Below are 26493 nucleotides of genomic sequence, written 5' to 3' on the forward strand. Positions count from 1 at the left end.
GGTTCAGCGCAGCGACGCCCACAGGTCGTCCGCCGCCGGTTCCTTCGCCACCACCCGGTTGGGGTCCGAGGGGGCGGGCACCACGGGCATCATCACCGTCTTGACGTCGTCCGCGGACAGGCCCTTCAGGCTGCGGCCGAGCTCCACCAGTTCGGCCAGCGAGTCCAGGCCGGTGTCGGTGGTCAGGCTGCTGGTCACCGCCTCGGCGACCGTGTAGAGCCGCGCGGGGTCGCCGAACAGGCCGGCCGAGGAGATCTGTTCGAGCAGGGCCTTCACCAGCTTCTGCTGCAGCCCTATCCGGCCGAGGTCGCTGCCGTCGCCTATGCCGTGCCGGGTGCGGGCCAGCGCCAGGGCCTGCGCGCCGCCGAGCCGGTGGGTGCCGGCCGTGATGTGCAGATGGCTGTCGTCGTCGTCGATGTCCTGGTCGAGCGTCACGGTGACCCCGCCGAGCGCGTCCACCAGCCGCGCGAAGCCCGAGAAGTCGATCTCGACGTAGTGGTCCATGCGGACGCTTGTGATCGACTCGACCGTCTTGACCGCGCACACCGCCCCGCCCACGGAGTACGCGCTGTTGAACATCGCGTTGTACGCCGGTGCCGTCGAACCGCCCGACTTCAGCGGGCAGGAGGGGCGCGTGACCAGGGTGTCGCGCGGGATGCTCACGACGGTGGCGTGTGTGCGGCCCGCGTCGATGTGCACCACCATCGCCGTGTCCGAGCGGGCGCCGGAGCTGGAGCCCCCGCCGAGCTCCTTGTTCTCCTTGCCGCTGCGCGAGTCCGAGCCCAGGACCAGGATGTTCAGGGAGCCGGTGGGCAGCGGGGAGGCAGGGGCGGAGGTGGTGGGGGTCGGCGTCGGCCGCGGTGGGCGGTTGTCGCCGAGCGCGCTGTCGATGTCGACGCTCTTGATGTTGTGGTTGAGGTGCCAGTACGCCCAGCCCGCGGTGCCGGCACCCAGCACCAGCAGGCCCGCCATCGTGAGGCCGGCGGCCTTCAGCACGGTCGACCGCCGGCCCCTCGGTCTGCCCGCGTCGCCGTTCTCGTCGTGTCCCGTCACGGGCAGGAACGTAAGTCCGAATTATTAGGGGATTGTTAGCGAGAGGGACGTGAGGCGGTTTTCTTCGGAAATTCTCACGTTCGGCCCGGAGTCGGGGTCGCACCGTGTCGTTCGAAAGTTTCGACTGGGTTAACGACTGGCTTCGGAGGTGTGCGGGGGCGCCCCGGTGCTGGCCCGCACCACCAGACTCGTGGCCAGCTCCACCCGCGTCGCCATCGGCGGCTGGTCCTCCCGGCCCAGGTCGAGCACCAGCTTGGCGGCCGCCTCGGCCATCTCCATCAGCGGCTGCCGCACCGTCGTCAGCGGCGGGCCCACCCAGCGGGCGACCGGCAGATCGTCGAAGCCGACGACGCTCAGGTCCTCCGGGATGCGCAGCCCCAGCTCCCGCGCGGCCTCGTACAGGCCGAGCGCCTGCAGGTCGTTGAGGGCGAAGACGGCGGTGGGCCGGTCCGGGCGGCGCAGCAGCTCCAGGCCCTGCCGGTAGCCGGCCTCGTGGTGGAAGTCGCCGGTCACGACGAGGGACGGGTCGACCGGCAGGCCCGCGGTCTCCAGGGCGGCCCGGTAGCCGTCGATCCGGGCCCGGCTGCACATCATGCGTTCCGGCCCCGTGATGGCGCCGATGCGGGTGTGGCCGAGGTCGACCAGGTGCCGGGTGGCGGCGAGCCCGCCCTGCCAGTTGGTCGCGCCGATCGAGGGCACGTCGACACCGGGGTCGCCGGCCGGGTCCATCACCACGAAGGGGATGGAGCGGCTGGTCAGCAGGGCGCGCTGGGACTCGTCGAGGCCGGACAGCACCAGGATCACGCCGTGCGGGCGGCGGGCGGCGACCTGGTCGGCCCAGGTGCGGCCGGGGGTCAGCCGCCCGGCGCTCTCGCTCAGCACCACACTCAGCCCGACGTCCCGGGCCACGTTCTCCACGCCCCGGATGACCTCCATCGCCCAGGCGCTCTCCAGCTCGTGGAAGACCAGGTCGAGCAGGGGGGATCGGCTGGCCTCCGCCCGCCGGCGCCGGTAGCCGTAGGCGCGCAGCAGCTCCTCGACCCGTCTGCGGGTGGCCGGGGCCACGTCCGCACGGCCGTTGAGGACCTTCGAAACAGTCGGCGCGGACACGCCGGCCTCGCGGGCGATCTCGGCGAGCGTCGCGGTCTGTGCCGAGCGGCCTGTCGACGGGGTTGTCGGCCGTGTTTCAACGGGCTCCGGAGGTGTCATGGCGGCGATCGTATCCCCGCGCGACCTCTTGACGAACCCTGCGGCCCACCCTAGCGTCCCGGAACATTCGAGTTTAGTATCGAAACATTCGCGAGAGGCCTCGCCCCGACTCGACAAGAGCAGGAGTTTCATGTCCATCGCGCCCTGGCGTGACCCCGCCCTGCCCGCCGCCTCCCGCGTCGACGACCTCCTCCCCCGGATGACCCTTCAGGAGAAGACCGCCCAGCTCTACGGCGTCTGGGTGGGCGCCGCCACGGACGGCGACGGCGTCGCTCCTCTGCAGTCCGAGATGACCGCCGACCACGACTGGAACGAGCTGATCACGCACGGCCTCGGCCAGCTCACCCGGTCCTACGGCACCGCGCCCGTCGACCCGGCGCTGGGCGCGCAGGCACTGGCCCGCGCCCAGCGCCGTATCGTCGCGGCGGGCCGCTTCGGCATCCCGGCCGTCGCCCACGAGGAGTGCCTGGCCGGCTTCACCGCCTGGGGTGCCACGGCGTATCCGGTGCCGCTGGCCTGGGGCGCCACCTTCGACCCCGGTCTCGTCGAGGACATGGCCCGCCGCATCGGGGGCGACCTGCGCGCCGCGGGCATCCACCAGGGGCTCGCGCCCGTCCTGGACGTCGTCCGCGATCCGCGCTGGGGCCGGGTCGAGGAGACCATCGGCGAGGACCCGTATCTGGTCGGCACCATCGGCGCGGCCTATGTGCGGGGCCTGGAGTCCGCCGGGATCGTGGCCACGCTCAAGCACTTCGCCGGGTACGCCTCCTCGGCGGGGGCCCGCAATCTCGCCCCCGTGCGGGCGGGCGTGCGCGAGTTCGCGGACATCACCCTGCCGCCCTTCGAGCTGGCCCTGCGCGAGGGCGGCGCCCGCTCGGTCATGGCCGCCTACAACGACACCGACGGCATCCCCGCCTCCGCGGACCCCGCGCTGCTGACCGAACTGCTGCGTGAGCAGTGGGGGTTCACCGGCACGGTCGTCTCCGACTACTACGGCGTCGCCTTCCTCCAGGCGCTGCACCGGGTGGCCGGCTCCCCCGCCGAGGCCGCGCACGCGGCGCTCGCGGCCGGCATCGACGTGGAGCTGCCGACCCTGAACTGCTACGGGGAGCCGCTGCTCGAAGCGGTGCGGGCGGGCACCGTGCCCGAGTCGCTGATCGACCGCGCGGCCCGCCGCGTACTGCTGCAGAAGTGCGAGCTGGGGCTGCTGGACGAGGACTGGGACCCGGAGCCGGAGCCGGCCGAGCGGATCGACCTCGACTCGGCGGCCAACCGCGCGCTCGCCCGCCGGCTGGCCGAGGAGTCGGTGGTGCTCCTGGACAACCCGGACGGCGTGCTGCCGCTCGCCCCCGACACCCGTGTCGCGGTGGTGGGTCCGCGGGCGGCGGACGCGCTGGCGATGCTCGGCTGCTACTCCTTCCCCTCCCATGTCCTGCCGCGGCACCCGGAGGTGCCGATGGGCATCGACATCCCGACCGTGCTGGACGCCCTGCGCACCGAACTCCCGGACGCCAAGGTGACGTTCACCGAGGGCTGCGGGGTGTCCGACCCCGACCCGGCGGGCTTCGAGGAGGCGGTGACCCGCACGGCCGAGGCGGATGTGTGCGTGGCCGTCCTGGGCGACCGGGCGGGCCTGTTCGGGCGGGGCACCTCGGGCGAGGGCTGCGACGTGGCGGACCTGAGGCTGCCGGGCGTGCAGGGCGATCTGCTGGACGCCTTGGTCGCCACCGGGGTTCCCGTCGTCCTGGTGCTGCTCACCGGGCGCCCCTACGCCCTGGGCCGCTGGCACGGCCGGCTGGCCGCCGTCGTACAGGCCTTCTTCCCCGGGGAGGAGGGCGGCCCCGCGGTGGCGGGGGTGCTGTCGGGCCGGGTGAACCCCTCGGGCCGGCTGCCGGTGAGCGTGCCGCAGCTGCCGGGGGGCCAGCCGTGGACGTATCTCCAGCCGCCGCTGGGCCTCGCGGGCGGCGTCAGCAATCTCGACCCGACGCCGCTGTACGCCTTCGGGCACGGGCGCTCGTACACGACGTTCGCGTGGGAGTCGCAGCCGGTGGCGGCCGAGATCGGCACGGACGGCTCGTGCGACGTGGCGGTGACGGTCCGCAACACCGGTGACCGAGCGGGTGCCGAGGTCGTCCAGCTCTATCTGCACGACCCGGTGGCCTCGGTGACCCGTCCCGACGTCCGTCTGATCGGCTACCGGCGCCTTGAGCTGGAGCCGGGCGAGGCGGCCCGTGTCACCTTCCGCTTCCACGCCGACCTGTCCGCCTTCACCGACCGCACGGGCACCAGGGTCGTCGAACCGGGCGCCCTGGAGCTACGGCTGGCGGCGTCCAGCGCGGACGTACGGCACGCGGCGCACCTGCGGCTGACGGGCCCGGTCAGGGAGCTCGGCGCCGACCGCCTGCTGCGGTGCGAGACGGAGGTGTCCGGGGCCGGATGACCGCCGTCAGTCCCTCCCCACGGATTCGAACCGCCACCGGTGCACTGCCCGAGTGACCAACTCACCGTCCGGCTCGGGGAGTTCGGGCAGCTCGGCGTCGTGGGCCGCGTCCCACCAGGTGATGACGAGGACGCGGTCCTGCGGGGCGCGGAAGAACTCCCGGCGCAGCGGCTCACCCGCGAGCCGTTGCTCCCGCGCCCAGGCCAGCAGCTCCTCGCCGCGGCCCTCGGCCGCCCGTGCCTCCCACATCAGCGCGACGGTCACGAGTAGAGGTTCTCCTTGCTGACCTCGTGCACATGGTCGTGACCGTGCCCCGGCACATGCGTGTCGGTCACCGGCAGCGAGGAGTCCGCCGACAGGTCCCAACTCGACGCCGCCCGGTTGCGCGCGACCATCTCCGCGCCGAGCGCCGCCACCATCGCGCCGTTGTCGGTGCACAACTTCGGCCGCGGCACGCGCAGTTGGATGCCGGCCGCCTCGCACCGCTCCTGCGCCAGCGCGCGCAGCCGCGAGTTGGCGGCCACGCCGCCGCCGATCATCAGATGCCCGACGCCCTCGTCCTTGCAGGCCCGTACGGCCTTGCGGGTCAGCACGTCCACGACCGCCTCCTGGAAGGACGCCGCCACATCGCGCACCGGCACCTCCTCCCCCGCCGCCCGCTTGGCCTCGATCCAGCGGGCCACGGCCGTCTTCAGACCGGAGAAGGAGAAGTCGTACGGCGCGTCCCGCGGTCCGGTCAGGCCGCGCGGGAACGCGATCGCCTCCGGGTCGCCCTCGCGCGCGTACCGGTCGATGACCGGGCCGCCGGGGAAGCCGAGGTCCAGCACGCGCGCGATCTTGTCGAAGGCCTCGCCGGCCGCGTCGTCGATGGTCGCGCCGAGCGGCCGTACGTCCGAGGTGATGTCGGTCGACATCAGCAGGGAGCTGTGCCCGCCGGACACCAGCAGCGCCATCGTCGGCTCGGGCAGCGCGCCGTGCTCCAGCTGGTCCACGCAGATGTGGGAGGCCAGGTGGTTGACGCCGTAGAGCGGCTTGCCGAGCGCGTAGGCGTACGCCTTCGCCGCCGAGACGCCGACCAGGAGGGCCCCGGCGAGGCCGGGACCGGCGGTGACCGCGATGCCGTCCAGATCGCGCGCGCTCACCCCCGCCTCCTTCAGCGCACGGTCGATGGTCGGCACCATCGCCTCCAGATGGGCGCGCGAGGCGACCTCCGGGACGACGCCGCCGAAGCGGGCGTGCTCGTCGACGCTGGACGCGACGGCGTCGGCCAGCAGGGTGGTGCCGCGGACGATGCCGACGCCGGTCTCGTCGCAGGAGGTCTCGATGCCGAGGACGAGCGGTTCGTCAGCCATTGATCTCGGTTCCTTGTACGGAGGTGGCGGGGTCGGTCAGTCGCATGACGAGGGCGTCCACGTTGCCGGGCTGGTAGTAGCCGCGCCGGAACCCGATGCCCTCGAAGCCGAAGCGCTCGTACAGCTTCTGGGCCCGGGTGTTGTCGATCCGGCACTCCAGCATCACTTCGGCGCACTCGAAGGCGGTCGCGGCCTTCAGCAGCTCGGTCAGCAGCGTTCCGCCGAGCCCGGTGCCCCAGTGGTCGCGGGCGACGGCGATGGTCTGGATGTCGGCGAGGTCTCCGGAGGCGGCGACGCCCGCGTATCCGACCAAGGTGCCATCGCTGCTCTCGGCGACGACATAGCGCCGCGTCGCCCCGGGCCCGCGCGCATGGGCCAGTTCGGACCAGAACATCCCCCGGGACCAGGCGTCCTCGGGGAAGAGGTCCTTCTCCAGTTCGAGCACGGGATCGATGTCCCACCAGCGCATCTCGCGCAGTCGAGCGGTCACGGGTGCGGTCACTTGGGGGTGACCACCTTGTAGTTCTTGGGGACCTGCGCGTCCGGCCGGCGCAGGTACAGCGGGCGGGGCGCGGGGAGTTCCTCGCCCGCGGCCAGCCGCTCGGCGGCCAGGCCCGCCAGCGCCGCGGCCGAGACGTGCTCCGGCTCGTGCGCCTGGGGGAAGGTGTCCGGGTACAGCAGCGCGCCCGCGCCGACGGCCGGCAGTCCGGCCACCTGGTCGGCGATGTCGGCGGGCCGGTCGACGGCGGGGTCCGTCACACGCGTGCGGGAGTCGGCGTAGCGCGCCCAGTAGACCTCCTTGCGCCGGGCGTCGGTCGCCACGACGAACGGGCCTTTTTCGATGTCGGCCGCGTACGCCAGACCGTCGAGCGTGCAGACGCCGTGCACGGGGACACCGAGCGCGAGCCCGAAGGTGTCCGCGGTCATCAGTCCGACGCGCAGCCCGGTGTAGGGGCCGGGCCCGATGCCCACGACGATGCCGGTGACGGCGTCGAGCCTGAGCCCGGCCTCGGCGAGCACCCGGTCGACGGCCGGCAGCAGCAGCTCTCCGTGCCGGCGTGCGTCCACCTGGGCTGCGGAGGCGATGACGTCCGAGCCGTCGTGCAGGGCGACGGTGACGGCTGGGGTTGCGGTATCCAGAGCGAGCAAGAGCACGCAAACAGCCTACGGCTCCCGCGCCTGCGGTATCGCCGCCCCGGTCGGGCGGGTGAAGGCTGCTACGGTCGCCGCAAATGGGACGTACGACGTGATGGGTCAGGTGGGCGACGGTGCCAAGCAGCAGCTCCGGAATCGTGTTCGGGCTCACCGCGGCCGCCCTCGCGACGGTCGGCTTCCTCGGTTACCAGGCCTACGGCACCGTCCCGACGGCCCTCACCAAGGCGCACACGAGCGCCGCACCGGCCGCCGTCGCCTCCAAGGCGCCCGGCGGAAAGGCGAACCCGAATGTCCCGCCCGCCGGTTCGGGGGTCGGGGAACGCGTCGTGTACTCGGTGGGCAGCGACCGCATCTGGCTGGTGGGCTCGCGCAACGAGGTCACCCGCAGCTTCACGGCGAGGCCCGGCACCGTCGACCCGGCTCCCGGCGTCTACCGGGTCACGTCCCGCTCCAACTCCGTGATCGGCACCGACGGCGTGCCCATCGAGCATGTCGTGCGCTTCGCCACCGTCGACGGCGTGGCCATCGGCTTCAGCGCGGCGGTCGGCGACGCGCCCGCCGCGGCCGACTCCACCGTACGTACGGGCGGCATCCGCGAGTCCCGCGAGGACGGCGACGCGATGTGGGCGTTCGCGACGATCGGGGCGCAGGTCGCGGTGATCCCCTAGGGCACCTGTCTCCAGGGCCTGTCTCAGGCGGCTTCGCGGTGCTGCTCGGCCGGCGTGCCGCACAGGCCGGGGTCCGGCAGCCGTGGCGGGGTCGAGATCGCGTGCGCCGCGGCGCACGACGCCAGCAGCTCGCGCATGGACACACCGGCTGCGACGGCGTGGGGCTTGTGCTGCTGCTCGTTGCTCTCGGTGGCCGGCATGGACGCCTCCTGGGGACCGGGGGCGGGCGTAGTTAGGTAGACCTAACTACAAGCTGGGTACCATGTGACCACGCACAAGACGTCGAACGCAACAGCTTGCCGACGTCTTGTCGGAACGTTCACGGATCTGTCCGCCCGCCCGGCCCGCTCAGGCAGAGAGCACGCTCACGCAGAGGGCACGCTCAGGCGGTGAGCACGCTCAGGTCCACCGCCGCCCAGCGCTCGCCGAGACCGGTCACCGTCACGTGGCGCACCTCGTCGGTGGTGTCCCCCACGGCCCGGTGGATGACGACGTTCAGCCGGTCCTCGGTCAGCTCCTCGACCTTTCCCTCGCCCCACTCCACGACGATCACCGAGTCGGGCAGCGAGACGTCGAGGTCGAGGTCCTCCATCTCGTCGAGCCCGCCGGACAGGCGGTACGCGTCGACGTGCACGAGCGGCGGGCCGTCACCCAGCGACGGATGCACCCGGGCGATCACGAAGGTCGGCGAGGTCACCGCGCCCCGGACGCCGAGCCCCTCGCCGAGCCCGCGTGTGAGCGTCGTCTTGCCCGCGCCGAGCTCGCCGTTGAGCATCACGAGGTCGCCGGCGCACAGCAGTTTGGCGAGGCGGCGGCCGAGGTCCCGCATCTGCTCGGGGGAGGTGACGGTCAGCTCGGTCTCAACCGGGTTGTGCGGTGCTGCTGGTGCTTCCATAGCCACCCACGGTAGCCCCTGCGGGCACGGCACCCGCACGGGTGAGGAGGTCCGCCAGCCGGTCGGTGACCACTTCCGGGTGTTCCAGCATGACCAGATGCCCGGCGTCCGGCACCAGCACCAGCTCCGCGTCCGGCAGCAGGTCGGCGATGGCCTCGCTGTGCTCACTGGGCGTGACGAGATCGCCGATCCCGGCCAGTACGAGCACGGGCAGTCCCGCGAAGTGCTCCAGGGCCTCGGTCTTGTCGTGGTCGGTGAACGCCGGGTAGAACTCGGCGACCACGTCGATCGGCGTGCCCTCGATCATCCGCTCCGCGAACCGCGCCACCGCCGGGTCGACGTCCCGGGAGGCGAAGGAATACCGCTTGATGACCCCGGCGAACAGGTCGGCGGTCGCCCGGCGCCCCTTCTCCACCAGTGCGGCCTGCTGCCCCAGCGCCTTCAGCACTCCGGGCAGGACGCGACGCACCGCGTTGACGCCGGCGACGGGCAGCCCGAAGTTGACCTCGCCGAGCCGCCCGGACGACGTACCGACGAGGGCGACCGCGACGACCCGGTCGCGGACGAGCTCCGGATACTGGTCGGCCAGCGCCATCACCGTCATCCCGCCCATGGAGTGCCCGACGAGCACGATCGGGCCCGTCGGCACGGCGGCGTCGATGACGGCTTTCAGGTCCCGCCCCAGCTGGTCGATGCTGACCGGCACCCCGTCGCGCACCTGCTGCACGCCCCGCCCGGAGCGCCCGTGGCTGCGCTGGTCCCAGTGCACGGTCCGTACGACACCCCGCAGGGCCGCGCGCTGGAAGTGCCAGGAGTCCTGGCTGAGGCAGTAGCCGTGGCTGAAGACGACGGTGACGGGAGCGGGCGCCTTCCGCCCGAACAGCCGCCGGCGGCGCGGTCCGAGCGCGGGCACGGCCTCGGGGTCGACCTCGTCGACCTCGTAGTACAGCTCCGTGCCGTCCTCGGCCGTGGCCTTGCCGGGCACGCCGCGCAGCGATCCGTACGGTCCCGCCGAGTCGAGGGCCAGCCGGGCCTTCCGGCGCATGCCGCGGCCGACGGTCAGCCGCTCGATGGCCACGCCGGCCGCCGCGCCCGCGGCCACCACACCTATCGCGGCACCGGCGAACCCGGTGGCCCTGCGCCAGTTGCCGGCCGCCCCCGTGGCGGAGGCGACGGCTGCGACGGCCCCCGCACTGCTCTCGCTCACGTACCGCTCCTCTTCGCCGGATTACCGCTCTCGCTGGGTGTTGCTCGACTTACGGATGCTGCACTTGTGCCGGACGGACACCGCGCTTCTCCCGGACCGGCGCGCCCGTGCCGGACCGGCGCGCCCTCATGGCGGTTACCCGCTTTGTTCCTCGTTCACGTAGACGCGGGGAACGCGTGTTCCGATCCGGGTGACGATCTCGTAGACGATGGTGCCCGCCGCCTGCGCCCAGTCCTCGGCGGTGGGCTCGCCGCGGTCGCCGGGCCCGAAGAGCACCGCCTCGGTGCCGGCCGCGGGCTCGTCCCCGCCGAGGTCGACGACGAACTGGTCCATCGCGACCCGTCCCGCGACGGTCCGCCACTTCCCGCCGACCAGCACCGGGCCGGTGCCGGAGGCATGGCGCGGGATGCCGTCGGCGTACCCGACGGGCACGAGTCCGAGGGTCGTCTCGCCGGGGGTGACGTAGTGATGCCCGTAGCTGACGCCGTGACCCCCGGGGACGTGCTTCACGAGCGCGACGGCCGCGGACAGGGTCATCACCGGGCGCAGCCCGAAGTCGGCCGGGGTGCCGATCTCGGGGCTCGGCGAGATCCCGTAGAGCGCGATCCCGGTCCGTACGAGGTCGAAGTGGGCCTCGGGGAGGGTGAGCGTGGCGGGCGAGTTGGCGATGTGCCGCACCTCCGGCCGCACGCCCCGGCCCTCGGCGTACGCGAGCATCTCCCGGAAGCGGGCGAGCTGGAGGGCGATGGAGGGGTGGCCCGGTTCGTCGGCGCACGCGAAGTGCGACCACAGGCCGGTGATCCGGATCAGGCCGTCGGCCTCGGCGCGCAGCGCCGCCCCGACCAGCTCGGCCCAGTCCTCGCCCGGCTGGCAGCCGTTGCGCCCGAGGCCTGTGTCGGCCTTGAGCTGCACGCGCGCGTGCCGGCCCGCGCGGCGGGCCGCGTCCGTGACCTCCTCAAGGGCCCACATGCCGCTCACCGACACGTCGATGTCGGCCTCGATCGCCTCCTGCCAGGGGCCGCCCGGCGTCCACAGCCAGCACATGAGGCGCCCGGGCAGCCCGGCGGCCCGCAGCGCGAGGGCCTCCTCGGGCGTGGCGGTCCCCAGCCAGGCGGCTCCCGCCTCGACGGCCGCGCGGGCACACCGCACCGCCCCGTGGCCGTACCCGTCGGACTTGACCACGGCCATGAGGGCGGCGTCCGGCGCCAGGGCGCGCAGGGCCCGCACATTGGCGCGCAGGGCGCCCAGGTCGATCTCGGCGCGGGCGCGCAGGGGCGCGGTCGGGGCAGTGGCTGTCTCAGTCATGGCGCACCCAGTGTCTCAGAGGGGTCCGACACCCCAGAGGCACCAGCCCCGAGGGGCGTGTGTCCCGTCAGTGCCCCGCGTCCCGTACGTCCCGCCACGCCTCCGGGATCGCCGCCGCCACGTCGTGTGCCCCCGCCGGTGCGCCGTCGGCCGCGTAACGCCCCGCCAGCCCGTGCAGATACGCCGCCGCGCTGCCCGCGTCCAGCGCGGACAGACCGGACGCCAGCAGCGACCCGGCCAGGCCCGACAGCACGTCCCCGCTGCCGGCCGTGGCCAGCCAGGGCGTACCGGTGGCATTGACCCGTACGGCACCGCCGCGCGCGTCGGCGATCAGCGTGGTGGACCCCTTCAGGAGCACGGTCGCCCCGTACCGCGAGGCGAGTTCGCGCACCCAGGTCAGCCGCGCCCCCTCGACGGTCTCCCGCGAGACGCCCAGCAGCGCGGCGGCCTCCCCGGCGTGAGGGGTCATCAGGGTCGGTGCGGTACGCGCGCGTACCGCGTCGCGATCGGCCAGGCGCAGCCCGTCCGCGTCGACCAGGACGGGCACGTCGCAGGCGAGCACCTCGGCCACGGTGGACGCGTCGTCCCCGGCGCCGGGTCCCACGACCCAGGCCTGCACCCGCCCGGCGTGTTTGGGCCCCCGGTCCGACACCAGCGTCTCGGGGAACCGCGAGATCACCGCGTCCCCGGCGGGGCCGACGTACCGCACGGCTCCCGCCCCGCCCCGCAGCGCCCCGGACACGGCGAGCACCGCGGCACCGGGATAGCGGGCGGACCCGGCGGCGATCCCCACCACCCCCCGCCGGTACTTGTCGCTCTCGGCACCCGGCACCGGCAGCAGCCGGGCCACGTCCGCGTGCTGCAACGCCTCCAGTGCGGCCTCGTCGGGCAGTTCACCGTCGAGCCCGATGTCGACGAGCCGCACGGACCCGGCGTACGCGCGCGCGGGGTCGATCAGCAGCCCCGGCTTGTGCGTCCCGAAGGTGACGGTCAGGTCGGCCCGTACGGCGTCCCCGTGCACCTCCCCGGTGTCGGCGTCGACCCCGCTGGGCAGGTCGACGGCCACGACGGCGGCGCGGGACTCGGCGGCACAGGCCGCCAACTGCGCGGCGTCCGGGCGCAGTCCGCCCTTGCCGCCGATCCCCACGATGCCGTCGACGACGAGGTCGGCCCGCAGGATCGCCTCCTCGACGGCGCCGACACCGGCCGCGGCCGCGGCGCCGCCCACCGTGTCCGCGCCCGCGCCGACGACCCGCCCGCCGGCCCTCAGCAGCGCCGCGAGCCCCGCGGCATGGGCCCGTTCGGGCGCGAGCAGCACAGCGGCGACCCCCGCCCCCCGCCGGGCGAGGCGGGCACCGGCGTACAGGGCGTCACCGCCGTTGTCCCCGCTGCCGACGAGCAGCACGACCCTGCTGCCGTAGACCCGCCCGAGCAACCCGGCGCAGGCGGCGGCGAGCCCGGCGGCGGCGCGCTGCATCAGCGCCCCCTCGGGAAGCCGCGCCATCAGCGCACGCTCGGCCGTCCTTACCGTCTCCACGCTGTACGCAGTACGCATGGGGTCGAGTCTCTCCCGACCCCGGCCCGGGCCGCACCCCCGCCCCGTCAGCGGCCTGCGCGTTCGCCGGCACGGGCCGATTGTCAGTGGCGGCTGCCATGCTCGGCGCATGGGAGTCTTGTACGGCTATTACGCCGCCACCGACGACGAGCACGCCGTCCGCGCGGTCGTGCGCGAGGACGGGGAGCCCCTGGGCACGGGGTACGACGAGCTGGTGGTGAAGGGCATCGACCCGGTGGTCGACCTGCTGCCGGCCGAGACGCTGATAACGGGCCGGGCGGCGGACGAGGTGAAGGCCGATCCGCGGCACGGCGCGCTGATCGCGATGGTGGGCGACGGCGAGGCCGTCGGTGTGTCGCTCACCGACGGCTTCCGTGACGCGCTCGCCGCGTTCGACCGGCGGCTGCTGGAGGACGTGGCCGTCGGCTGGGCGTCGACCGGTGACTTCCCGAGCCCGCCGGACCCGGCCGACCTGTCCCGCTTCCTGCGCGCCCTCGCCGACCTCGCGGACCGGGCGGCCGTCCGCAACCACCGTCTGTACTGCTGGATCTGCCCGTAGCCCCACGAGATCGTGCCCGGCCGGGGCTCACCCCTCGGCGATCACCACGGCCGAGGCGACCCCCGCGTCATGACTGAGCGACACATGCCAGGACCGCACCCCGAGTTCCGCCGCCCGCGCCGCCACCGTCCCCTTCACCCGCAGCCGCGGCTGCCCGCTGTCCTCGACGAAGACCTCGGCATCCGTCCACAGCAGCCCGGCCGGCGCCCCGAGCGCCTTGGCCAGCGCCTCCTTGGCGGCGAAGCGCGCCGCGAGCGAGGCGATGCCCCGGCGCCCGCCGCCCGGCAGCACCAACTCGCGCTCCACGAACAGCCGTTGCGCCATCCCGGGGGTGCGCTCGAGGGAAGCCTCGAACCGGTCGATCTCCGCCACGTCGATCCCGACGCCGATGATGCTCATGGCGGCACCTTACGAGGAGATCACCACGGGCAACCTCACTCCACGGTCACCGACTTGGCCAGATTGCGCGGCTGGTCCACCTCGTTCCCGCGCGCCGTCGCCAGCTCGCAGGCGAACACCTGGAGCGGCACGGTGGCCACCAGCGGCTGCAGCAGCGTCGGGGTGGCCGGGATCCGGATCAGATGGTCCGCGTACGGCACGACCGCCTCGTCCCCCTCCTCCGCGATCACGATCGTGCGCGCTCCCCGGGCCCTGATCTCCTGGATGTTGGAGACGATCTTGTCGTGCAGCACGGACCGCCCGCGGGGCGAGGGCACGACCACCACCACCGGCATGTCGTCCTCGATCAGCGCGATCGGCCCGTGCTTCAGCTCGCCGGCCGCGAACCCCTCGGCATGCATATAGGCGAGCTCCTTGAGCTTGAGCGCGCCCTCCAGGGCCACCGGGTGGCCGACGTGCCGCCCCAGGAACAGCACCGTGTTCTTGGCGGCCAGGGAACGCGCCAGAGCCCGTACCGGCTCCATGGTCTTGAGCACCCGCTCGACGGCGCCGGAGATCCCCGACAGGTCCCGGACGACGGCCCCGATCTCGTCACCCCACTGGGTGCCGCGCACCTGCCCCAGGTACAGCGCGACCAGATAGCAGGCGACCAGCTGCGTCAAAAACGCCTTGGTCGAGGCGACGGCCACCTCGGGCCCGGCGTGCGTGTAGAGCACGGCGTCCGACTCGCGCGGGATCGTCGAGCCGTTGGTGTTGCAGATCGCGAGGACGTGGGAGCCCTGCTCACGGGCGTGCCGTACCGCCATCAGGGTGTCCATGGTCTCACCGGACTGGGAGATCGCGATCACCAGCGACCGCGGCCCGAGGATCGGGTCCCGGTAGCGGAACTCGCTCGCCGGCTCCACCTCGCAGGGGATCCGCGTCCAGTGCTCGACGGCGTACTTGGCGATCATGCCGGCGTGGAAGGCCGTACCGCAGGCCACGACGACGACCTTGTCGACCTCGCGCAGCACCGGCGCGGGAATGCGCACCTCGTCCAGCGTCAGCGAACCCGCCGCGTCGATGCGCCCGAGCAGGGTGTCGGCGACCGCCTTGGGCTGCTCGGCGATCTCCTTCAGCATGAAGTAGTCGTGGCCGCCCTTCTCCGCGGCCGACGCGTCCCAGTCGACGTGGTACGGCCGCGCCTCGGCGGGACGCCCGTCGAAGCCGGTCACCGTCACGGACTCCCGCCGCAGCTCGACGACCTGGTCCTGGCCCAGTTCGAGCGCCGAGCGGGTGTGGGCGATGAACGCGGCGACGTCCGAGGCGAGAAAGGCCTCGCCCTCCCCGACGCCGACCACCAGCGGCGAGTTCCGCCGCGCGCCCACCACCACGTCCGGCTCGTCGGCGTGCACCGCGACCAGGGTGAACGCGCCCTGCAGCCGACGGCAGACCAGCCGCATGGCCTCCGCGAGGTCGGCGGTGGCGGAGAACTCCTCGGCGAGCAGATGCGCGACCACCTCGGTGTCGGTCTCGGAGGCGAGGGCGTGACCGCGCTCGGCCAGCTCGGCCCGCAGCGCCGCGAAGTTCTCGATGATCCCGTTGTGCACGACGGCGACCCGTCCCGCGTCGTCCAGGTGCGGGTGGGCGTTCGCGTCCGTCGGTCCGCCGTGCGTGGCCCACCGGGTGTGCCCGATCCCGGTCGTGCCCGTCGGCAGCGGCCGCTCCTTGAGCTCCTTCTCCAGGTTGACGAGCTTCCCGGCCCGCTTGGCCGCCGCCAGCCCGCCGTCCGCGAGCACCGCCACGCCCGCCGAGTCGTAGCCCCGGTACTCCAGCCGCGTCAGCCCGGCCATGACGACCTCGAGCGCAGACTGCGGCCCCACGTATCCCACGATTCCGCACATGCGGGGCAGCCTATGGTTCACCACCCGCCCGAAAGCGGCACCCCGTGCCCGAAATCGGAAATTCCCACCGTCGTACGACAGCATTCGGCGAACGTGACACAGCACACCCGCCGAACCGTTCAAACTCCGTTAACAATGGAATGTGATCTCTCCGGTCTCCTCGATGCCCCGGAGCGCCCACCGGCCCAGGCCGGAGGCGACTCCCTACGTCGACCTCACCCGAGCCGAGTGGAGCGCGCTGCGTGAGAAGACGCCGCTGCCGCTCACCGCGGAGGAGGTCGAGAAGCTGCGTGGCCTCGGCGACGTGATCGACCTCGACGAGGTGCGGGACATCTACCTCCCGCTCTCCCGGCTGCTCAATCTCTACGTCGGCGCCACCGACGGCCTCAGAGGCGCCCTGAACACCTTCCTCGGCGAACAGGGCTCCCAGTCCGGCACCCCGTTCGTCATAGGCGTCGCGGGCTCGGTCGCCGTGGGCAAGTCCACGGTGGCCCGCCTCCTTCAGGCCCTGCTCTCCCGCTGGCCGGAACACCCCCGCGTCGAACGGGTCACCACCGACGGCTTCCTGCTGCCCACCAAGGAACTGCAGGCCCGCGGCCTGATGTCGCGGAAGGGTTTCCCCGAGTCCTACGACCGCCGCGCCCTCACCCGCTTCGTCGCCGACATCAAGGCCGGCAAGGACGAGGTGACGGCGCCCGTCTACTCCCACCTGATCTACGACATCGTCCCGGACCAGCGGCTCACGGTCCGCCGGCCCGACATCCTCATCGTCGAGGGCCTGAACGTCCTTCAGCCCGCCCTGCCCGGCAAGGACGGCCGCACCCGCGTCGGTCTCGCCGACTACTTCGACTTCAGCGTGTACGTCGACGCGAGCGCCGAGGACATCAGGCGCTGGTACCTCAGCCGCTTCAAGAAGCTGCGCCAGACCGCCTTCCAGAACCCGGACTCCTACTTCAGGAAGTACACCCAGGTCTCCGAGGAGGAGGCCCTCGACTACGCCCGCACCCTGTGGCGCACCATCAACGAACCCAACCTGATCGAGAACATCGCCCCCACCCGCGGCCGCGCCACCCTGGTCGTCCGCAAGGGCCCGGATCACAAGGTGCAACGAGTGCGTCTGCGCAAGCTCTAGAGCGGCTTGCTAGAAAGAACCATGCTGCATCTGCGCCTGATCACGCCGGCCGGGCGAACCGACGACGTGGTCCGCCTGATCGAGAAGACGGTCGGCACGACCCACCTGGTCGTGCTGCCGGGAGCCGCCCGCAACCCGGCCGGAGACGTGGTGATGTGCGACGTGGCCCGCGAGGCGGGCGACGAACTCATCGGTGCGCTACGGACGTTGGGCCTCGACAGAACGGGCTCGATCGCGGTCGAGAACATCGACCTGAGCCTGTCCCGCAGGGCCGACAAGGCCGAGGAGGAGGCCCCGGGCGAGGGCGCGGACGCGGTCCTGTGGGAGGGGCTGGCGGACGCGACCCACGAGGAGTCGACCCTCTCGGTCACCTACGTCGCCTTCATCACGCTCGCGACGATGATCGCGGCCTGCGGTGTGGTGCTCGACAACGCGATCCTGATCGTGGGCGCGATGGCGGTGGGCCCGGAGTTCGGCCCGCTGGCGGGCATCTGCACATCGGTGGTCCAGCGCCGTCCGAGGCTCGCGCTCCGCTCGCTGACCGCGCTGCTCGTGGGCTTCGCAGGGGCGATGCTGGTGACGGTCGGCTTCGCGCTGTTCATGGACGCCGTCGGGCTCTTCCACGAGTCCGACCTCGAAGGCAAGCGCCCCAACACGGCGTTCGTGTACGCGCCCGACGCCTTCTCGTTCATCGTGGCCGTCCTGGCCGGGATCGCGGGCACCCTCTCACTGACCTCCGCCAAGTCCGGTGCTCTGGTGGGAGTCGCCATCTCGGTGACCACGGTCCCGGCCGCCGCCAACGCCGCCGTGGCCCTCGCCTACGGCGACACCTCCCAGACGATCGGCTCGACCAACCAACTCCTGCTGAACCTCCTGGGAATCGTCCTGGCAGGAATCGCCACACTCGCCGCCCAGAAGATCCTCTGGAAACGCCAACGACAGCACCGCTAGGGGCGCGGGGAACCGCGCGACAAGCCACAACGCACCCGCACCCCGCAACGAACAACTCGCCCCACCCGGAACCCGGCAGATCCCCATCAGGCGAAGTGATCTACGTCACCCCACCCTGCACGGCTGTGACGTTTGCCCAGGGCAAAACGCTGGACAGTCCAGGCCATCCGAGTGACGGATGCGCCTCACGTGACTCTTTTCTCCGGCCTTCACAGGCCCTCTCTGGGGTGGGGACTCTTCTTGAGACGTCGTACGTCGTCGCATGCTTACAGACCGCTGAGCCTGAAACGCAGAGCGTGGCTCACGCTGGGCGCGGTCGTAGTGGGGGGCGGGGGTGTCGTGACGTATGCCCTGGCCAGCCCGTCCCAGGATGCCGGGGCCGCGGGCCGGGCCAAACGGCCGGTCAAGGTCTACGACCTCGCGTTGAAGAGCAGCAGCGGCAGCGAGCGGGAGCTGCCGCGCACGAGCACCAAGCAGTTCTCGCTGCTGGGCGTCTCCTGGACCGGGGCCACGAAGAAGGTCCACGGCACCGCGCAGGTACGCACCCGCAGCCTGGAGTCGGGCCAGTGGAGTGCCTGGCAGCCCCTGGAGCTGGACGAGGATCCGGTGGAGGACGTCGAGCCGGGCATGCGCGGTGCCTCCGAACCGCTGTGGGTCGGCCCGTCCAACGGCGTCGAGGTCCAGGTCGTCCACAAGAACGGCAGCACAAGTACCGGACTGCCCAAGGGGTTCGAGGTCAACCTCGTCGACCCGGGTGTCGTCACGAAGGCCGAGACCAGGTCCATCGGCACCGAGGTCGATCCCGCCGCGTTCGTCGCCGAGACCAGCCCCGCCGCCACGAACTCCGCCTCGCCCACTGACGCGCCGTCACCGAGCCCCGGCGACAGCACGACCGCGACACCCGGTACGTCGGAGCCGGCCACCGCCTCGCCCACAGTGACGACGTCGCCGTCCCCCTCCGCCACGGCCTCCGACACCGCCTCCGCCTCGCCGTCGCCGAGTGAGACGAAGCCGACCGCCCCGCCCTCCACCGTCACCGAGCCGCCCATCATCAGCCGGGCGCAGTGGGGCGCGGACGAGTCGACGGTGGACGACCCGCCGTCGTACATCGACAAGGTGCAGGCCGTGTTCGTGCACCACACCGTCGGCTCCAACAGCTACAGCTGCGCCCAGTCGGCATCGCTCGTGCGCGGCATCATGGCGTACCACATCCAGTCCAACGGCTGGAACGACATCGGCTACAACTTCCTGGTCGACAAGTGCGGCCAGATCTTCGAGGGCCGCGCGGGCGGCGTCGATCTGCCGGTGATGGGTGCGCACACCTACGGCTTCAACAGCTACTCCACCGGCATCGCGATCCTCGGCGACTACCAGGGCGACCCCGCGAAGGGCATCCCGGCCGGCCGGCCGACCCGGGCCACGCTGGAGTCCGTGGCGCGCCTCGCCGCGTGGAAGCTGGGCCAGTACGGCGGCAACCCGACCGGCACGGTCACACTGACCGCCATGGGGGACACCGGGGTGTGGAAGAACGGCCAGCAGGCCACCCTCAACACCATCTCCGGCCACCGCGACGCCTACGCCACCGAGTGCCCCGGCGACGCGATGTACGCCAAGCTCGGTGAGATCCGCCGCTTCGCCGCGAGCGCCGCGGCCAACTCCGCGATCCCCACGGCCGACTTCAACCGCGACGGCATCAACGACCTCGTCGCCGGTGTGCCGCAGGCCTCGGGCGGCGTCGGCAACGTCGCCGTCGTGCCCGGCGGCACCGACGGCCCGGTCGGCAGCGCCAGGATCAGGCTCACCCAGTCCAGCGAGGGCGTGCCCGGCAGCTCCGAGACCGGCGACAACTTCGGCGCCGCGACCGCGTGGGGCGACGTCAACGGCGACGGCTACGCCGACCTCGCGATCGGCGCACCCGGCGAGGACGACACCTCCGGTCACAAGGACCGCGGCTCGGTCACCGTGCTGAACGGCCCCGGCCTGAACTCCGGCACGTCATACACCACCAGCGGCGTCACCAGCAGCGGCGCCAAGCTGGGTGCGGCGGTCACCGTCGGCGACTTCAACGCCGACGGCAAGGCCGACGTCTTCTCGGCCGGCTCCGGAAACGGCGGCTCCTGGAACGTCCACCTCACCGGTGGCGCCACCCAGTACGGCAAGCTGACCGGCTCCACCGGCTCGGTCGCCTACCTGGACGCCGCGACCGGCGACTTCAATCGCGACGGTTACGCGGACGTGGCCCTGAACTACCGCGACCAGTCCACCATCGGCCGCGTCACCTGGTTCAAGGGCAGCAAGTCCGGTCTGACCAAGGTGAGCGTGCTGTCCGTCAAGGGCGGCCGCTCCATCGCCGCGGGCGACGTCAACGGCAACGGCTACGACGACATCGTCATCGGCCAGCCGTACACGGCCGAGTCCGGCGCCCACGCCGGGGGCCAGGTCACCATGGTCCCGGGCACATCGACCGGCTTCACCACCACCGGCATGCGCACGATCCACCAGGACTCCAGCGGCGTTCCGGGGAGTGCCGAGGACGGCGACGCGATGGGCTCCTCCGTCTCCGTCGGCGACTACAACGCCGACGGCTACGCGGACGTCCTGGCCGGCGTGCCGAACGAGGACATCGTCCGCAGCGGCGCCAACCAGTCCAACGCGGGCATGGTCGTGCTCCTCAAGGGCACCTCGTCCGGGCTGACCGGGTCCGGCGCGCACTCGTACAGCCAGGACACCAGCGGCATCACCGGCTCGACCGAGCCCAACGACAAGATCGGCAGCGCGGTGGTCCTGAGCGACCTGTCCGGCTGGGGCCGCGCCGACCTCGCCATCGGCGGCGAGGGCGAGAACAGCTACGACGGCACCATCCTCCAGCTGGACAGCGGCAGTTCGGGCGTCGCCACCGGCACCGGCGTCTACTACGGCCGCGACACCCTGGGCACGCCCGCGGGTGCCCACCTCGGCCAGACCCTCACGCCGTAACAGCACGCGGCCGGGGCTTCACACGAAGCCCCGGCCGCACTGTCGAGTCTTTCGGGGGCGCGGGGCCCGAACCCGGCAAGCCCTACCCAAGAGCGGACTTCACCGCATCCGCCAACCGCCCGGCGACAGACCGAGCCTGATCGATGTCCGCCGCCTCCACCATGACCCGCACCAGCGGCTCCGTCCCCGACGGCCGCAGCAACACCCGCCCGGTGGAGCCGAGTTCGCGCTCGGCCTCGGTCACGGCGGCGGCCAGCTCCGCGGACGTCTGCACCCGGGACTTGTCCACGTCCGGCACATTGATGAGCACCTGCGGCAACCGCTCCATCACGGCCGCCAGTTCGCGCAGCGACCGCCCGGTCTCCGCGACCCGCGCGGCGAGCATCAGCCCGGTCAGCGTGCCGTCACCCGTGGTCGCGTGGTCGAGGATGATCACGTGCCCGGACTGCTCGCCGCCGAGCGCGTACCCGTGCTCCTTCATCTCCTCCAGGACGTACCGGTCACCGACCGCCGTCTGGACGAGCTGCAGCCCCTCGCGCTCCAGCGCCAGCTTGAAGCCCAGGTTGGACATCACCGTCGCCACCACGGTGTCCTCGCGCAGCACCGAACGCTCCCGCATGGCCAGCGCGATCACGGCCAGGATCTGGTCGCCGTCGACCTCCGCACCGGTGTGGTCCACGGCGAGGCAGCGGTCGGCGTCGCCGTCGTGGGCGATGCCGAAGTCGGCGCCGTGCTCGACGACGGCCGCCTTCAGCTGGTCCAGGTGGGTCGAGCCGCAGCCGTCGTTGATGTTGAGCCCGTCCGGCTCGGCACCGATCGTGATCACCTCGGCGCCGGCCCGCGAGAACGCCTCGGGCGAGACCCGGGCGGCAGCGCCGTGCGCCTCGTCGAGGACGATCCTCAGCCCGTCCAGCCGGTTGGGCAGCACACCGATGAGGTGGGCGACGTACTGGTCGAACCCCTCGTCGTACGAACGCACCCGGCCCACGCCCGAACCCGTGGGCCGCTGCCAGGGCTCACCGTGGCGGTGCGACTCGTACACGCCCTCGATCCGGTCCTCGAGCTCGTCGGCGAGCTTGTGGCCGCCGCGGGCGAAGAACTTGATGCCGTTGTCGGGCATGGCGTTGTGGCTCGCGGAGAGCATCACGCCGAGGTCGGCGCCGAGCGCGCCGGTGAGATACGCCACAGCGGGCGTCGGCAGCACACCCACGCGCAGGACGTCCACGCCGGCACTGGCGAGACCCGCGACCACGGCGGCCTCCAGGAACTCCCCGGACGCACGCGGATCCCGTCCGACGACCGCCGTCGCCCGGTGGCCCTCGAAGGTCCCCGCCTCGGCGAGCACGTGCGCCGCGGCCACGGAGAGGCCGAGCGCCATCTCCGCCGTGAGATCCGCGTTCGCGACACCGCGCACGCCGTCCGTGCCGAAGAGTCGTCCCACTGTGGTGTCCTCCGAATTGCTGAAGAGAGTGCGGCTCACTCCCAAGTACATCCCCTGAGACTGTCCGGGGCCTGTGGGGGTTGTGTAAATGAACCGCCCCGGCTGCACAATCCGTGCGGCCGGGGCGATTGTCGCGATACAGCGGAAACGATCAGCGCTTGCTGTACTGCGGAGCCTTGCGGGCCTTCTTCAGACCGGCCTTCTTGCGCTCGACCGCACGGTCGTCGCGCCTGAGGAAGCCGGCCTTCTTCAGCGGGCCGCGGTTGTTGTCCACGTCGGCCTCGTTCAGCGCGCGGGCGACACCGAGACGGAGCGCACCGGCCTGACCGGAGACACCGCCACCCGCGATGCGGGCGATGACGTCGTAGCGGCCTTCGAGCTCGAGCACCTTGAAGGGCTCGTTGACTTCCTGCTGGTGCACCTTGTTGGGGAAGTAGTCCTCAAGGGTGCGACCGTTGATCTTCCACTTGCCGCTGCCCGGGACGATCCGGACGCGGGCGATGGCGTTCTTGCGACGGCCCAGGCCGGCGGCCGGCTGCGGGTCGCCGAAGCGGGACGCCAGGGACTCCGACGTGTACTCGCCCTCGACGGGGACGTCGGACTCGGTGGTGTAGCTCTCGATGTCGACGATCTCTTCGCCCTCGACGGGCGTCTCGACGGTGGTCTCGGCCACGATGCTCCTCAGATTCTCTTCAGTCTTAGGGGGTGGCCGGACTTACTGCGCGACCTGGGTGATCTCGAACGGCACCGGCTGCTGGGCAGCGTGCGGGTGCTGGTCGCCCGAGTAGACCTTCAGCTTGGTGAGCATCTGACGGCCCAGGGAGTTCTTGGGGAGCATGCCCTTGACGGCCTTCTCGATGGCCTTCTCGGGGTTTTTGTCGAGCAGCTCGTCGTAGCGGACGGAGCGCAGACCACCCGGGTAGCCGGAGTGGCGGTACGCCATCTTCTGGGTCCGCTTGTTGCCGGACAGGTGCACCTTGTCGGCGTTGATGATGATGACGAAGTCACCGGTGTCGACGTGGGGGGCGTAGATCGGCTTGTGCTTGCCCCGCAGAAGGGACGCGGCGGTGGTGGCGAGTCGACCCAGGACAACGTCCTGAGCGTCGATGACATGCCACTGGCGCGTCACATCGCCGGGCTTGGGGCTGTACGTACGCACGGTTCGTAGCCTTCGCTTCGAGTGAATGGTCCTGAACAGGTCACCGAAACGATCACGACAGCCTGGACCGCACGGCGGCGACGCATACCGCGTAGTGGGGTCGCTGGTCATCGGCCCGGTGGACCGGTGTAAGGGCCCGTCCCGTGAGAATGAGCAAGCCAATACACAACGAAGAAGCAGGATACCGGGGCTCCCCCACAAGGGTCAAAACGAGCCCTGAGGAAGCCGTCGGAAAACCCGCCCGGCCACAATGTACGGCAGTGCCGGAAAGGTCCCCGGGCGGCCCGCCGGAGGCACACCGGCACCTCTCGCACCCCGTCTAAGATGCGCCCCATGAGCTATGGGCAGCAGGGGGGACCCCAGTCCCAGTGGGACCCCTGGAAACCAAACTCCCAGCAGCCGTGGAGCAACGGCGGCGACGGGCAGACCCCGGACTGGGCAGCGCTGGCCGAAGCGTCGGAGACGCGCAACAGGAGGCGCCGGCTGCTGTTCATCGGCGGCGGCGTGGTGGCCACGGTCGCGATAGGCACCGCCGTCGCCATGGCCGTGGTGTCGGCGAACGGCGACAACAACGCCTCCGGCAACCCCAGTGACGTGCCGACCGGCGGCTCCATCCCGAGCAGCAGCGCGGCGGCCCCCTCGTTCGCGCCGACCAGCGCCCCGCCCCCGCTGGACCCGAAGGAGTTCGTCGCCAGCAAGAGCAAGGACACGGCCCCGCTCAGCGTCGACTCGTTCTTCCCGGGCACCCAGCTGACCATGGGCACGGCCGTGTACAAGAAGGGCGCGACGGCCGACACCAAGAACTGCGCCTCGGCCGCCGAGGGCACCCTCCCGAAGATCCTCACCGGCAACAAGTGCACCCGGCTGATGCGCGTCACCTACACCAGGGACGGCGTCGCGGTGACGGTCGGCGTGGCCGTCTTCGACGCCGAGGCACAGGCCACCAAGGTCAAGGGCCTCGCGGACAACAAGAGTCTGGTCCAGGCGCTCGCGGGCAAGGGCGTGAAGGCCTTCTGCAACTCCGCGACCTGCCGCACGACCACCAACTCCTATGGCCGCTACGCCTACTTCACCACCAGCGGCTTCACCAACGGCAAGGACGTCACGAAGGCGGACACCAAGGTGTTCAAGGTCGGTGACGACCTGGCGGAGTTCACCTTCCGGCAGATCCGCAGGCGCGGCGAGGCCCAGGCGTCGGCGGCGGCCGCCGGCTAGGTACGGACCCTCGGCCGCGCACTGACCGCTCAGCAGCAGCCCGCACCCGGCAGCGACCGCTTGTTGCGCGCCTCCTTGTTGCGCGCGGCAAGCAGCTCGTCGGCCGGGTAGCCGACCTCTTCGAGGGTCAGCCCGTGCGGCCGTACGACATGAACGGCCGAGTCCCGTACGCCGGCGGCGAGCACCTTGCCCGGCCAGTCCGGGCCCCGGTGCCCGTCCCCCACGAACAGCAGCGCCCCGATCAGCGAGCGCACCATGTTGTGGCAGAAGGCGTCGGCGCGCACGGTCGCGGTGATGATCCCGTCGTCCCCGCGCACCAGGCTCAGCTGCTGCAGCGTGCGGATGGTGGTCGCGCCCTCCCGCTTCTTGCAGTAGGCGGCGAAGTCGTGCTCCCCCAGCAGCCGCTCGGCGGCCTCGTTCATGGCATCGACGTCGAGCGGCCAGTCGTGCCAGAGCACATGGCCCCGCAGCAGCGGATCGACGCCTCCGGGGTTGTCGGTGACCCGGTAGGCGTACCGCCGCCAGACCGCCGAGAAGCGGGCGTTGAAGCCACTGGGCGCCTCCCTGAGCGCCCACACCCGTACGTCCCTGGGCAGCCGCCCGGCGAGCCGCTTGAGCAGCTTCTCGTGATGCTCCCGCCACACCGGCTCCGGCAGGTCCACATGGGCCACCTGCCCGCGCGCATGCACCCCGGCGTCGGTGCGCCCGGCGACCGTCAGCTCATAGGTCTCCCGCGACCGGGTCACGGTCCGCAGAGCGTCCTCGATCTCCCCCTGCACGGTCCGCCGCCCCCCGGCCTGCTTGGCCCACCCGGAGAACTCGCTCCCGTCGTAGGAGAGATCGAGACGGACACGGACGTGACCGGGCTCTACTTCGTCGCTCACCAGAGATCCTCTCAGCGCTGCGTCCTGGTCGAGAACGTGGAACGGGCCCGCCCCAAAAGGGCGGACCCGTTCACTGCAAGGCAGAACGCTCAGGCGTCCTTGGACTCCTCGGGGGCGTCCTCGACGGCCTCGTCGGACGTGGCCTCGACGGCCTCGTCCTTCTTCAGGGCGTCTTCCTTGACCGCACGCTTGGTGGCGGCCTCGGCCTCGCCCGTCGCCTGCTGCGCGACCGTCAGCGCCTCCACCAGCTCGATGACAGCCATGGGCGCGTTGTCGCCACGACGGTTACCGATCTTGGTGATACGGGTGTAGCCACCCGGACGGTTCTCGTACCGCGGGCCGATCTCGGTGAAGAGCGTGTGGACGACGCTCTTGTCCGTGATGACCTGCAGCACCTGGCGGCGGTTGTGAAGGTCGCCCTTCTTCGCCTTGGTCACCAGCCGCTCGGCGTACGGCCGCAGACGGCGGGCCTTCGCCTCGGTGGTGGTGATGCGGCCGTGCTCGAAGAGCGCCTTCGCGAGGTTCGCGAGGAGCAGCTTCTCGTGCGCGGCACTGCCGCCCAGACGGGCACCCTTGGTGGGCTTCGGCATTTCTTTCTCCTGTGTGTCTGCCCCGGCCGTATCAGGTACCGGGGTCAGGAACCCGATGAGCGGATGCTCACCGGCAACGACCGTTCAGCACAGACCCGTAGGGCTCAGTACTGCTCGGTCTCCACGAAACCCGCGTCCGCGTCGTCGTCGGCGCCGAAGGCGTCGGCGGCGGCCGTGGGGTCGAATCCGGGCGGGCTGTCCTTGAGGGCCAGGCCCATGCCGGCCAGCTTCGCCTTGACCTCGTCGATGGACTTCGCACCGAAGTTGCGGATGTCCAGGAGGTCGGCCTCGGAGCGTGCCACGAGCTCACCCACGGAGTGGATGCCCTCGCGCTTGAGGCAGTTGTAGGAGCGGACCGTAAGCTCCAGCTCCTCGATCGGCAGCGCCAGGTCGGCGGCCAGGGCGGCATCCGTGGGCGAGGGGCCCATGTCGATGCCCTCGGCGTCGATGTTCAGCTCGCGGGCG

Annotated in this window: 26 protein-coding genes; 7 read left to right on the forward strand and 19 right to left on the reverse strand. The window is 71.8% G+C overall.

What is annotated here, in order from left to right; all coding sequences use genetic code 11:
- Positions 1-3: 3 nt before the first annotated feature.
- Both MQN93_RS08110 and MQN93_RS08115 read right to left on the reverse strand, forming a co-directional pair.
- Positions 4-996, reverse strand: coding sequence for an LCP family protein (locus MQN93_RS08110; protein ID WP_443744610.1), 993 nt, complete (start codon positions 994-996; stop codon positions 4-6).
- Between the two features lie 186 nt (positions 997-1182).
- Positions 1183-2262 carry a LacI family DNA-binding transcriptional regulator gene (locus MQN93_RS08115; RefSeq protein WP_037782245.1) on the reverse strand — a complete coding sequence of 360 codons (1080 nt, stop codon included), beginning with the start codon at positions 2260-2262 and terminating at the stop codon, positions 1183-1185.
- Between the two features lie 130 nt (positions 2263-2392).
- Here MQN93_RS08115 and MQN93_RS08120 point away from each other — a divergent pair, with 130 nt between their 5' ends.
- Positions 2393-4702 (forward strand): beta-xylosidase/alpha-l-arabinosidase, encoded by a 2310-nt coding sequence (locus MQN93_RS08120; protein ID WP_242708913.1) that lies wholly within the window; start codon positions 2393-2395, stop codon positions 4700-4702.
- Positions 4703-4708: 6 nt separating this feature from the next.
- Here the strand turns inward: MQN93_RS08120 and MQN93_RS08125 are convergent, their stop codons facing one another.
- Genes MQN93_RS08125 through tsaB form a run of 4 tightly spaced genes read right to left on the reverse strand, consistent with a single transcriptional unit; the run spans position 4709 to position 7209 of the window.
- Positions 4709-4966, reverse strand: coding sequence for a hypothetical protein (locus MQN93_RS08125; RefSeq protein ID WP_242708914.1), 258 nt, complete (start codon positions 4964-4966; stop codon positions 4709-4711).
- The gene (gene tsaD / locus MQN93_RS08130; protein WP_016434658.1) at positions 4963-6054 is read right to left on the reverse strand and encodes a tRNA (adenosine(37)-N6)-threonylcarbamoyltransferase complex transferase subunit TsaD; all 1092 of its coding nucleotides are present in this window, start codon (positions 6052-6054) and stop codon (positions 4963-4965) included. The genes MQN93_RS08125 and tsaD overlap by 4 nt, the downstream gene beginning before the upstream one ends.
- Entirely contained in the window at positions 6047-6556 is a 510-nt protein-coding gene (gene rimI, locus MQN93_RS08135; RefSeq protein WP_242708915.1) for a ribosomal protein S18-alanine N-acetyltransferase, read from the reverse strand. The genes tsaD and rimI overlap by 8 nt, the downstream gene beginning before the upstream one ends.
- On the reverse strand, positions 6553-7209 hold the full coding sequence (gene tsaB / locus MQN93_RS08140; RefSeq protein WP_242708916.1) for a tRNA (adenosine(37)-N6)-threonylcarbamoyltransferase complex dimerization subunit type 1 TsaB: 657 nt from the start codon (positions 7207-7209) through the stop codon (positions 6553-6555). The genes rimI and tsaB overlap by 4 nt, the downstream gene beginning before the upstream one ends.
- 113 nt (positions 7210-7322) lie before the next feature.
- Between tsaB and MQN93_RS08145 the strand changes: the two genes are divergently transcribed.
- Positions 7323-7877 carry a hypothetical protein gene (locus MQN93_RS08145; RefSeq protein WP_242708917.1) on the forward strand — a complete coding sequence of 185 codons (555 nt, stop codon included), beginning with the start codon at positions 7323-7325 and terminating at the stop codon, positions 7875-7877.
- A 23-nt stretch (positions 7878-7900) separates the two neighbouring features.
- On the opposite strand, the gene MQN93_RS08150 is transcribed toward MQN93_RS08145, so the two are convergent.
- From MQN93_RS08150 to MQN93_RS08170, 5 genes are all read right to left on the reverse strand, one after another.
- Positions 7901-8077 carry a hypothetical protein gene (locus tag MQN93_RS08150; RefSeq protein WP_016434654.1) on the reverse strand — a complete coding sequence of 59 codons (177 nt, stop codon included), beginning with the start codon at positions 8075-8077 and terminating at the stop codon, positions 7901-7903.
- Between the two features lie 182 nt (positions 8078-8259).
- On the reverse strand, positions 8260-8772 hold the full coding sequence (gene tsaE / locus MQN93_RS08155) for a tRNA (adenosine(37)-N6)-threonylcarbamoyltransferase complex ATPase subunit type 1 TsaE (RefSeq protein WP_016434653.1): 513 nt from the start codon (positions 8770-8772) through the stop codon (positions 8260-8262).
- The gene (locus tag MQN93_RS08160; RefSeq protein WP_242708918.1) at positions 8738-9979 is read right to left on the reverse strand and encodes an alpha/beta fold hydrolase; all 1242 of its coding nucleotides are present in this window, start codon (positions 9977-9979) and stop codon (positions 8738-8740) included. Before MQN93_RS08160 ends, tsaE begins: the two co-directional genes overlap by 35 nt.
- A 135-nt stretch (positions 9980-10114) precedes the next feature.
- The gene (alr, locus tag MQN93_RS08165) at positions 10115-11284 is read right to left on the reverse strand and encodes an alanine racemase (protein ID WP_242708919.1); all 1170 of its coding nucleotides are present in this window, start codon (positions 11282-11284) and stop codon (positions 10115-10117) included.
- A 67-nt stretch (positions 11285-11351) separates the two neighbouring features.
- Positions 11352-12839 carry an NAD(P)H-hydrate dehydratase gene (locus tag MQN93_RS08170; protein ID WP_242708920.1) on the reverse strand — a complete coding sequence of 496 codons (1488 nt, stop codon included), beginning with the start codon at positions 12837-12839 and terminating at the stop codon, positions 11352-11354.
- Between the two features lie 109 nt (positions 12840-12948).
- Between MQN93_RS08170 and MQN93_RS08175 the strand changes: the two genes are divergently transcribed.
- Positions 12949-13398, forward strand: coding sequence for a hypothetical protein (locus MQN93_RS08175; protein ID WP_242708921.1), 450 nt, complete (start codon positions 12949-12951; stop codon positions 13396-13398).
- A 27-nt stretch (positions 13399-13425) separates the two neighbouring features.
- Here MQN93_RS08175 and MQN93_RS08180 read toward each other — a convergent pair whose 3' ends face one another.
- Both MQN93_RS08180 and glmS read right to left on the reverse strand, forming a co-directional pair.
- Positions 13426-13797 carry a holo-ACP synthase gene (locus MQN93_RS08180; RefSeq protein WP_242708922.1) on the reverse strand — a complete coding sequence of 124 codons (372 nt, stop codon included), beginning with the start codon at positions 13795-13797 and terminating at the stop codon, positions 13426-13428.
- A 35-nt stretch (positions 13798-13832) separates the two neighbouring features.
- A complete protein-coding gene (glmS, locus tag MQN93_RS08185; RefSeq protein WP_242708923.1) occupies positions 13833-15680 on the reverse strand; it encodes a glutamine--fructose-6-phosphate transaminase (isomerizing) in 1848 nt (615 codons plus the stop codon).
- 163 nt (positions 15681-15843) lie between these two features.
- Between glmS and coaA the strand changes: the two genes are divergently transcribed.
- The 3 genes from coaA to MQN93_RS08200 all read left to right on the forward strand — a co-directional run bounded on the left by coaA (position 15844) and on the right by MQN93_RS08200 (position 20739).
- The gene (coaA, locus tag MQN93_RS08190) at positions 15844-16812 is read left to right on the forward strand and encodes a type I pantothenate kinase (protein WP_016434646.1); all 969 of its coding nucleotides are present in this window, start codon (positions 15844-15846) and stop codon (positions 16810-16812) included.
- Positions 16813-16833: 21 nt separating this feature from the next.
- Positions 16834-17763 (forward strand): DUF389 domain-containing protein, encoded by a 930-nt coding sequence (locus MQN93_RS08195; RefSeq protein WP_242708924.1) that lies wholly within the window; start codon positions 16834-16836, stop codon positions 17761-17763.
- Positions 17764-18102: 339 nt separating this feature from the next.
- On the forward strand, positions 18103-20739 hold the full coding sequence (locus MQN93_RS08200; protein ID WP_372504311.1) for an FG-GAP-like repeat-containing protein: 2637 nt from the start codon (positions 18103-18105) through the stop codon (positions 20737-20739).
- Positions 20740-20821: 82 nt separating this feature from the next.
- Here MQN93_RS08200 and glmM read toward each other — a convergent pair whose 3' ends face one another.
- The 3 genes from glmM to rplM form a co-directional block, all read right to left on the reverse strand.
- Entirely contained in the window at positions 20822-22180 is a 1359-nt protein-coding gene (glmM, locus tag MQN93_RS08205; protein ID WP_242708925.1) for a phosphoglucosamine mutase, read from the reverse strand.
- A 151-nt stretch (positions 22181-22331) separates the two neighbouring features.
- Positions 22332-22853 (reverse strand): 30S ribosomal protein S9, encoded by a 522-nt coding sequence (gene rpsI / locus MQN93_RS08210; protein ID WP_016434643.1) that lies wholly within the window; start codon positions 22851-22853, stop codon positions 22332-22334.
- 42 nt (positions 22854-22895) lie between these two features.
- A complete protein-coding gene (rplM, locus tag MQN93_RS08215; RefSeq protein WP_016434642.1) occupies positions 22896-23339 on the reverse strand; it encodes a 50S ribosomal protein L13 in 444 nt (147 codons plus the stop codon).
- 333 nt (positions 23340-23672) lie between these two features.
- On the opposite strand from rplM, the gene MQN93_RS08220 reads away from it, so the two are divergent.
- Positions 23673-24554 carry a hypothetical protein gene (locus tag MQN93_RS08220; protein WP_016434641.1) on the forward strand — a complete coding sequence of 294 codons (882 nt, stop codon included), beginning with the start codon at positions 23673-23675 and terminating at the stop codon, positions 24552-24554.
- 29 nt (positions 24555-24583) lie between these two features.
- Here MQN93_RS08220 and truA read toward each other — a convergent pair whose 3' ends face one another.
- From truA to MQN93_RS08235, 3 genes are all read right to left on the reverse strand, one after another.
- Positions 24584-25438, reverse strand: coding sequence for a tRNA pseudouridine(38-40) synthase TruA (gene truA, locus MQN93_RS08225; RefSeq protein WP_016434640.1), 855 nt, complete (start codon positions 25436-25438; stop codon positions 24584-24586).
- Between the two features lie 89 nt (positions 25439-25527).
- The gene (gene rplQ, locus MQN93_RS08230) at positions 25528-26028 is read right to left on the reverse strand and encodes a 50S ribosomal protein L17 (RefSeq protein WP_016434639.1); all 501 of its coding nucleotides are present in this window, start codon (positions 26026-26028) and stop codon (positions 25528-25530) included.
- Between the two features lie 104 nt (positions 26029-26132).
- Positions 26133-26493 (reverse strand): DNA-directed RNA polymerase subunit alpha C-terminal domain-containing protein (locus MQN93_RS08235; protein ID WP_278190456.1); only part of this gene is annotated, 361 nt, incomplete at its 5' end.

It is taken from the genome of Streptomyces spinosisporus (assembly GCF_022698145.1).
GTDB classification, from domain to species: Bacteria; Actinomycetota; Actinomycetes; order Streptomycetales; family Streptomycetaceae; genus Streptomyces; species Streptomyces spinosisporus.

Coding starts and splice junctions, on each gene's coding strand:
- MQN93_RS08115 (WP_037782245.1), bottom strand. CDS start 2,262: ATGACACCTCCGGAGCCCGTTGAAACACGGCCGACAACCCCGTCGACA.
- MQN93_RS08120 (WP_242708913.1), top strand. CDS start 2,393: ATGTCCATCGCGCCCTGGCGTGACCCCGCCCTGCCCGCCGCCTCCCGC.
- tsaD (WP_016434658.1), bottom strand. CDS start 6,054: ATGGCTGACGAACCGCTCGTCCTCGGCATCGAGACCTCCTGCGACGAG.
- MQN93_RS08150 (WP_016434654.1), bottom strand. CDS start 8,077: ATGCCGGCCACCGAGAGCAACGAGCAGCAGCACAAGCCCCACGCCGTC.
- tsaE (WP_016434653.1), bottom strand. CDS start 8,772: ATGGAAGCACCAGCAGCACCGCACAACCCGGTTGAGACCGAGCTGACC.
- alr (WP_242708919.1), bottom strand. CDS start 11,284: ATGACTGAGACAGCCACTGCCCCGACCGCGCCCCTGCGCGCCCGCGCC.
- MQN93_RS08170 (WP_242708920.1), bottom strand. CDS start 12,839: ATGCGTACTGCGTACAGCGTGGAGACGGTAAGGACGGCCGAGCGTGCG.
- MQN93_RS08175 (WP_242708921.1), top strand. CDS start 12,949: ATGGGAGTCTTGTACGGCTATTACGCCGCCACCGACGACGAGCACGCC.
- MQN93_RS08180 (WP_242708922.1), bottom strand. CDS start 13,797: ATGAGCATCATCGGCGTCGGGATCGACGTGGCGGAGATCGACCGGTTC.
- glmS (WP_242708923.1), bottom strand. CDS start 15,680: ATGTGCGGAATCGTGGGATACGTGGGGCCGCAGTCTGCGCTCGAGGTC.
- coaA (WP_016434646.1), top strand. CDS start 15,844: ATGCCCCGGAGCGCCCACCGGCCCAGGCCGGAGGCGACTCCCTACGTC.
- MQN93_RS08195 (WP_242708924.1), top strand. CDS start 16,834: ATGCTGCATCTGCGCCTGATCACGCCGGCCGGGCGAACCGACGACGTG.
- MQN93_RS08220 (WP_016434641.1), top strand. CDS start 23,673: ATGAGCTATGGGCAGCAGGGGGGACCCCAGTCCCAGTGGGACCCCTGG.
- rplQ (WP_016434639.1), bottom strand. CDS start 26,028: ATGCCGAAGCCCACCAAGGGTGCCCGTCTGGGCGGCAGTGCCGCGCAC.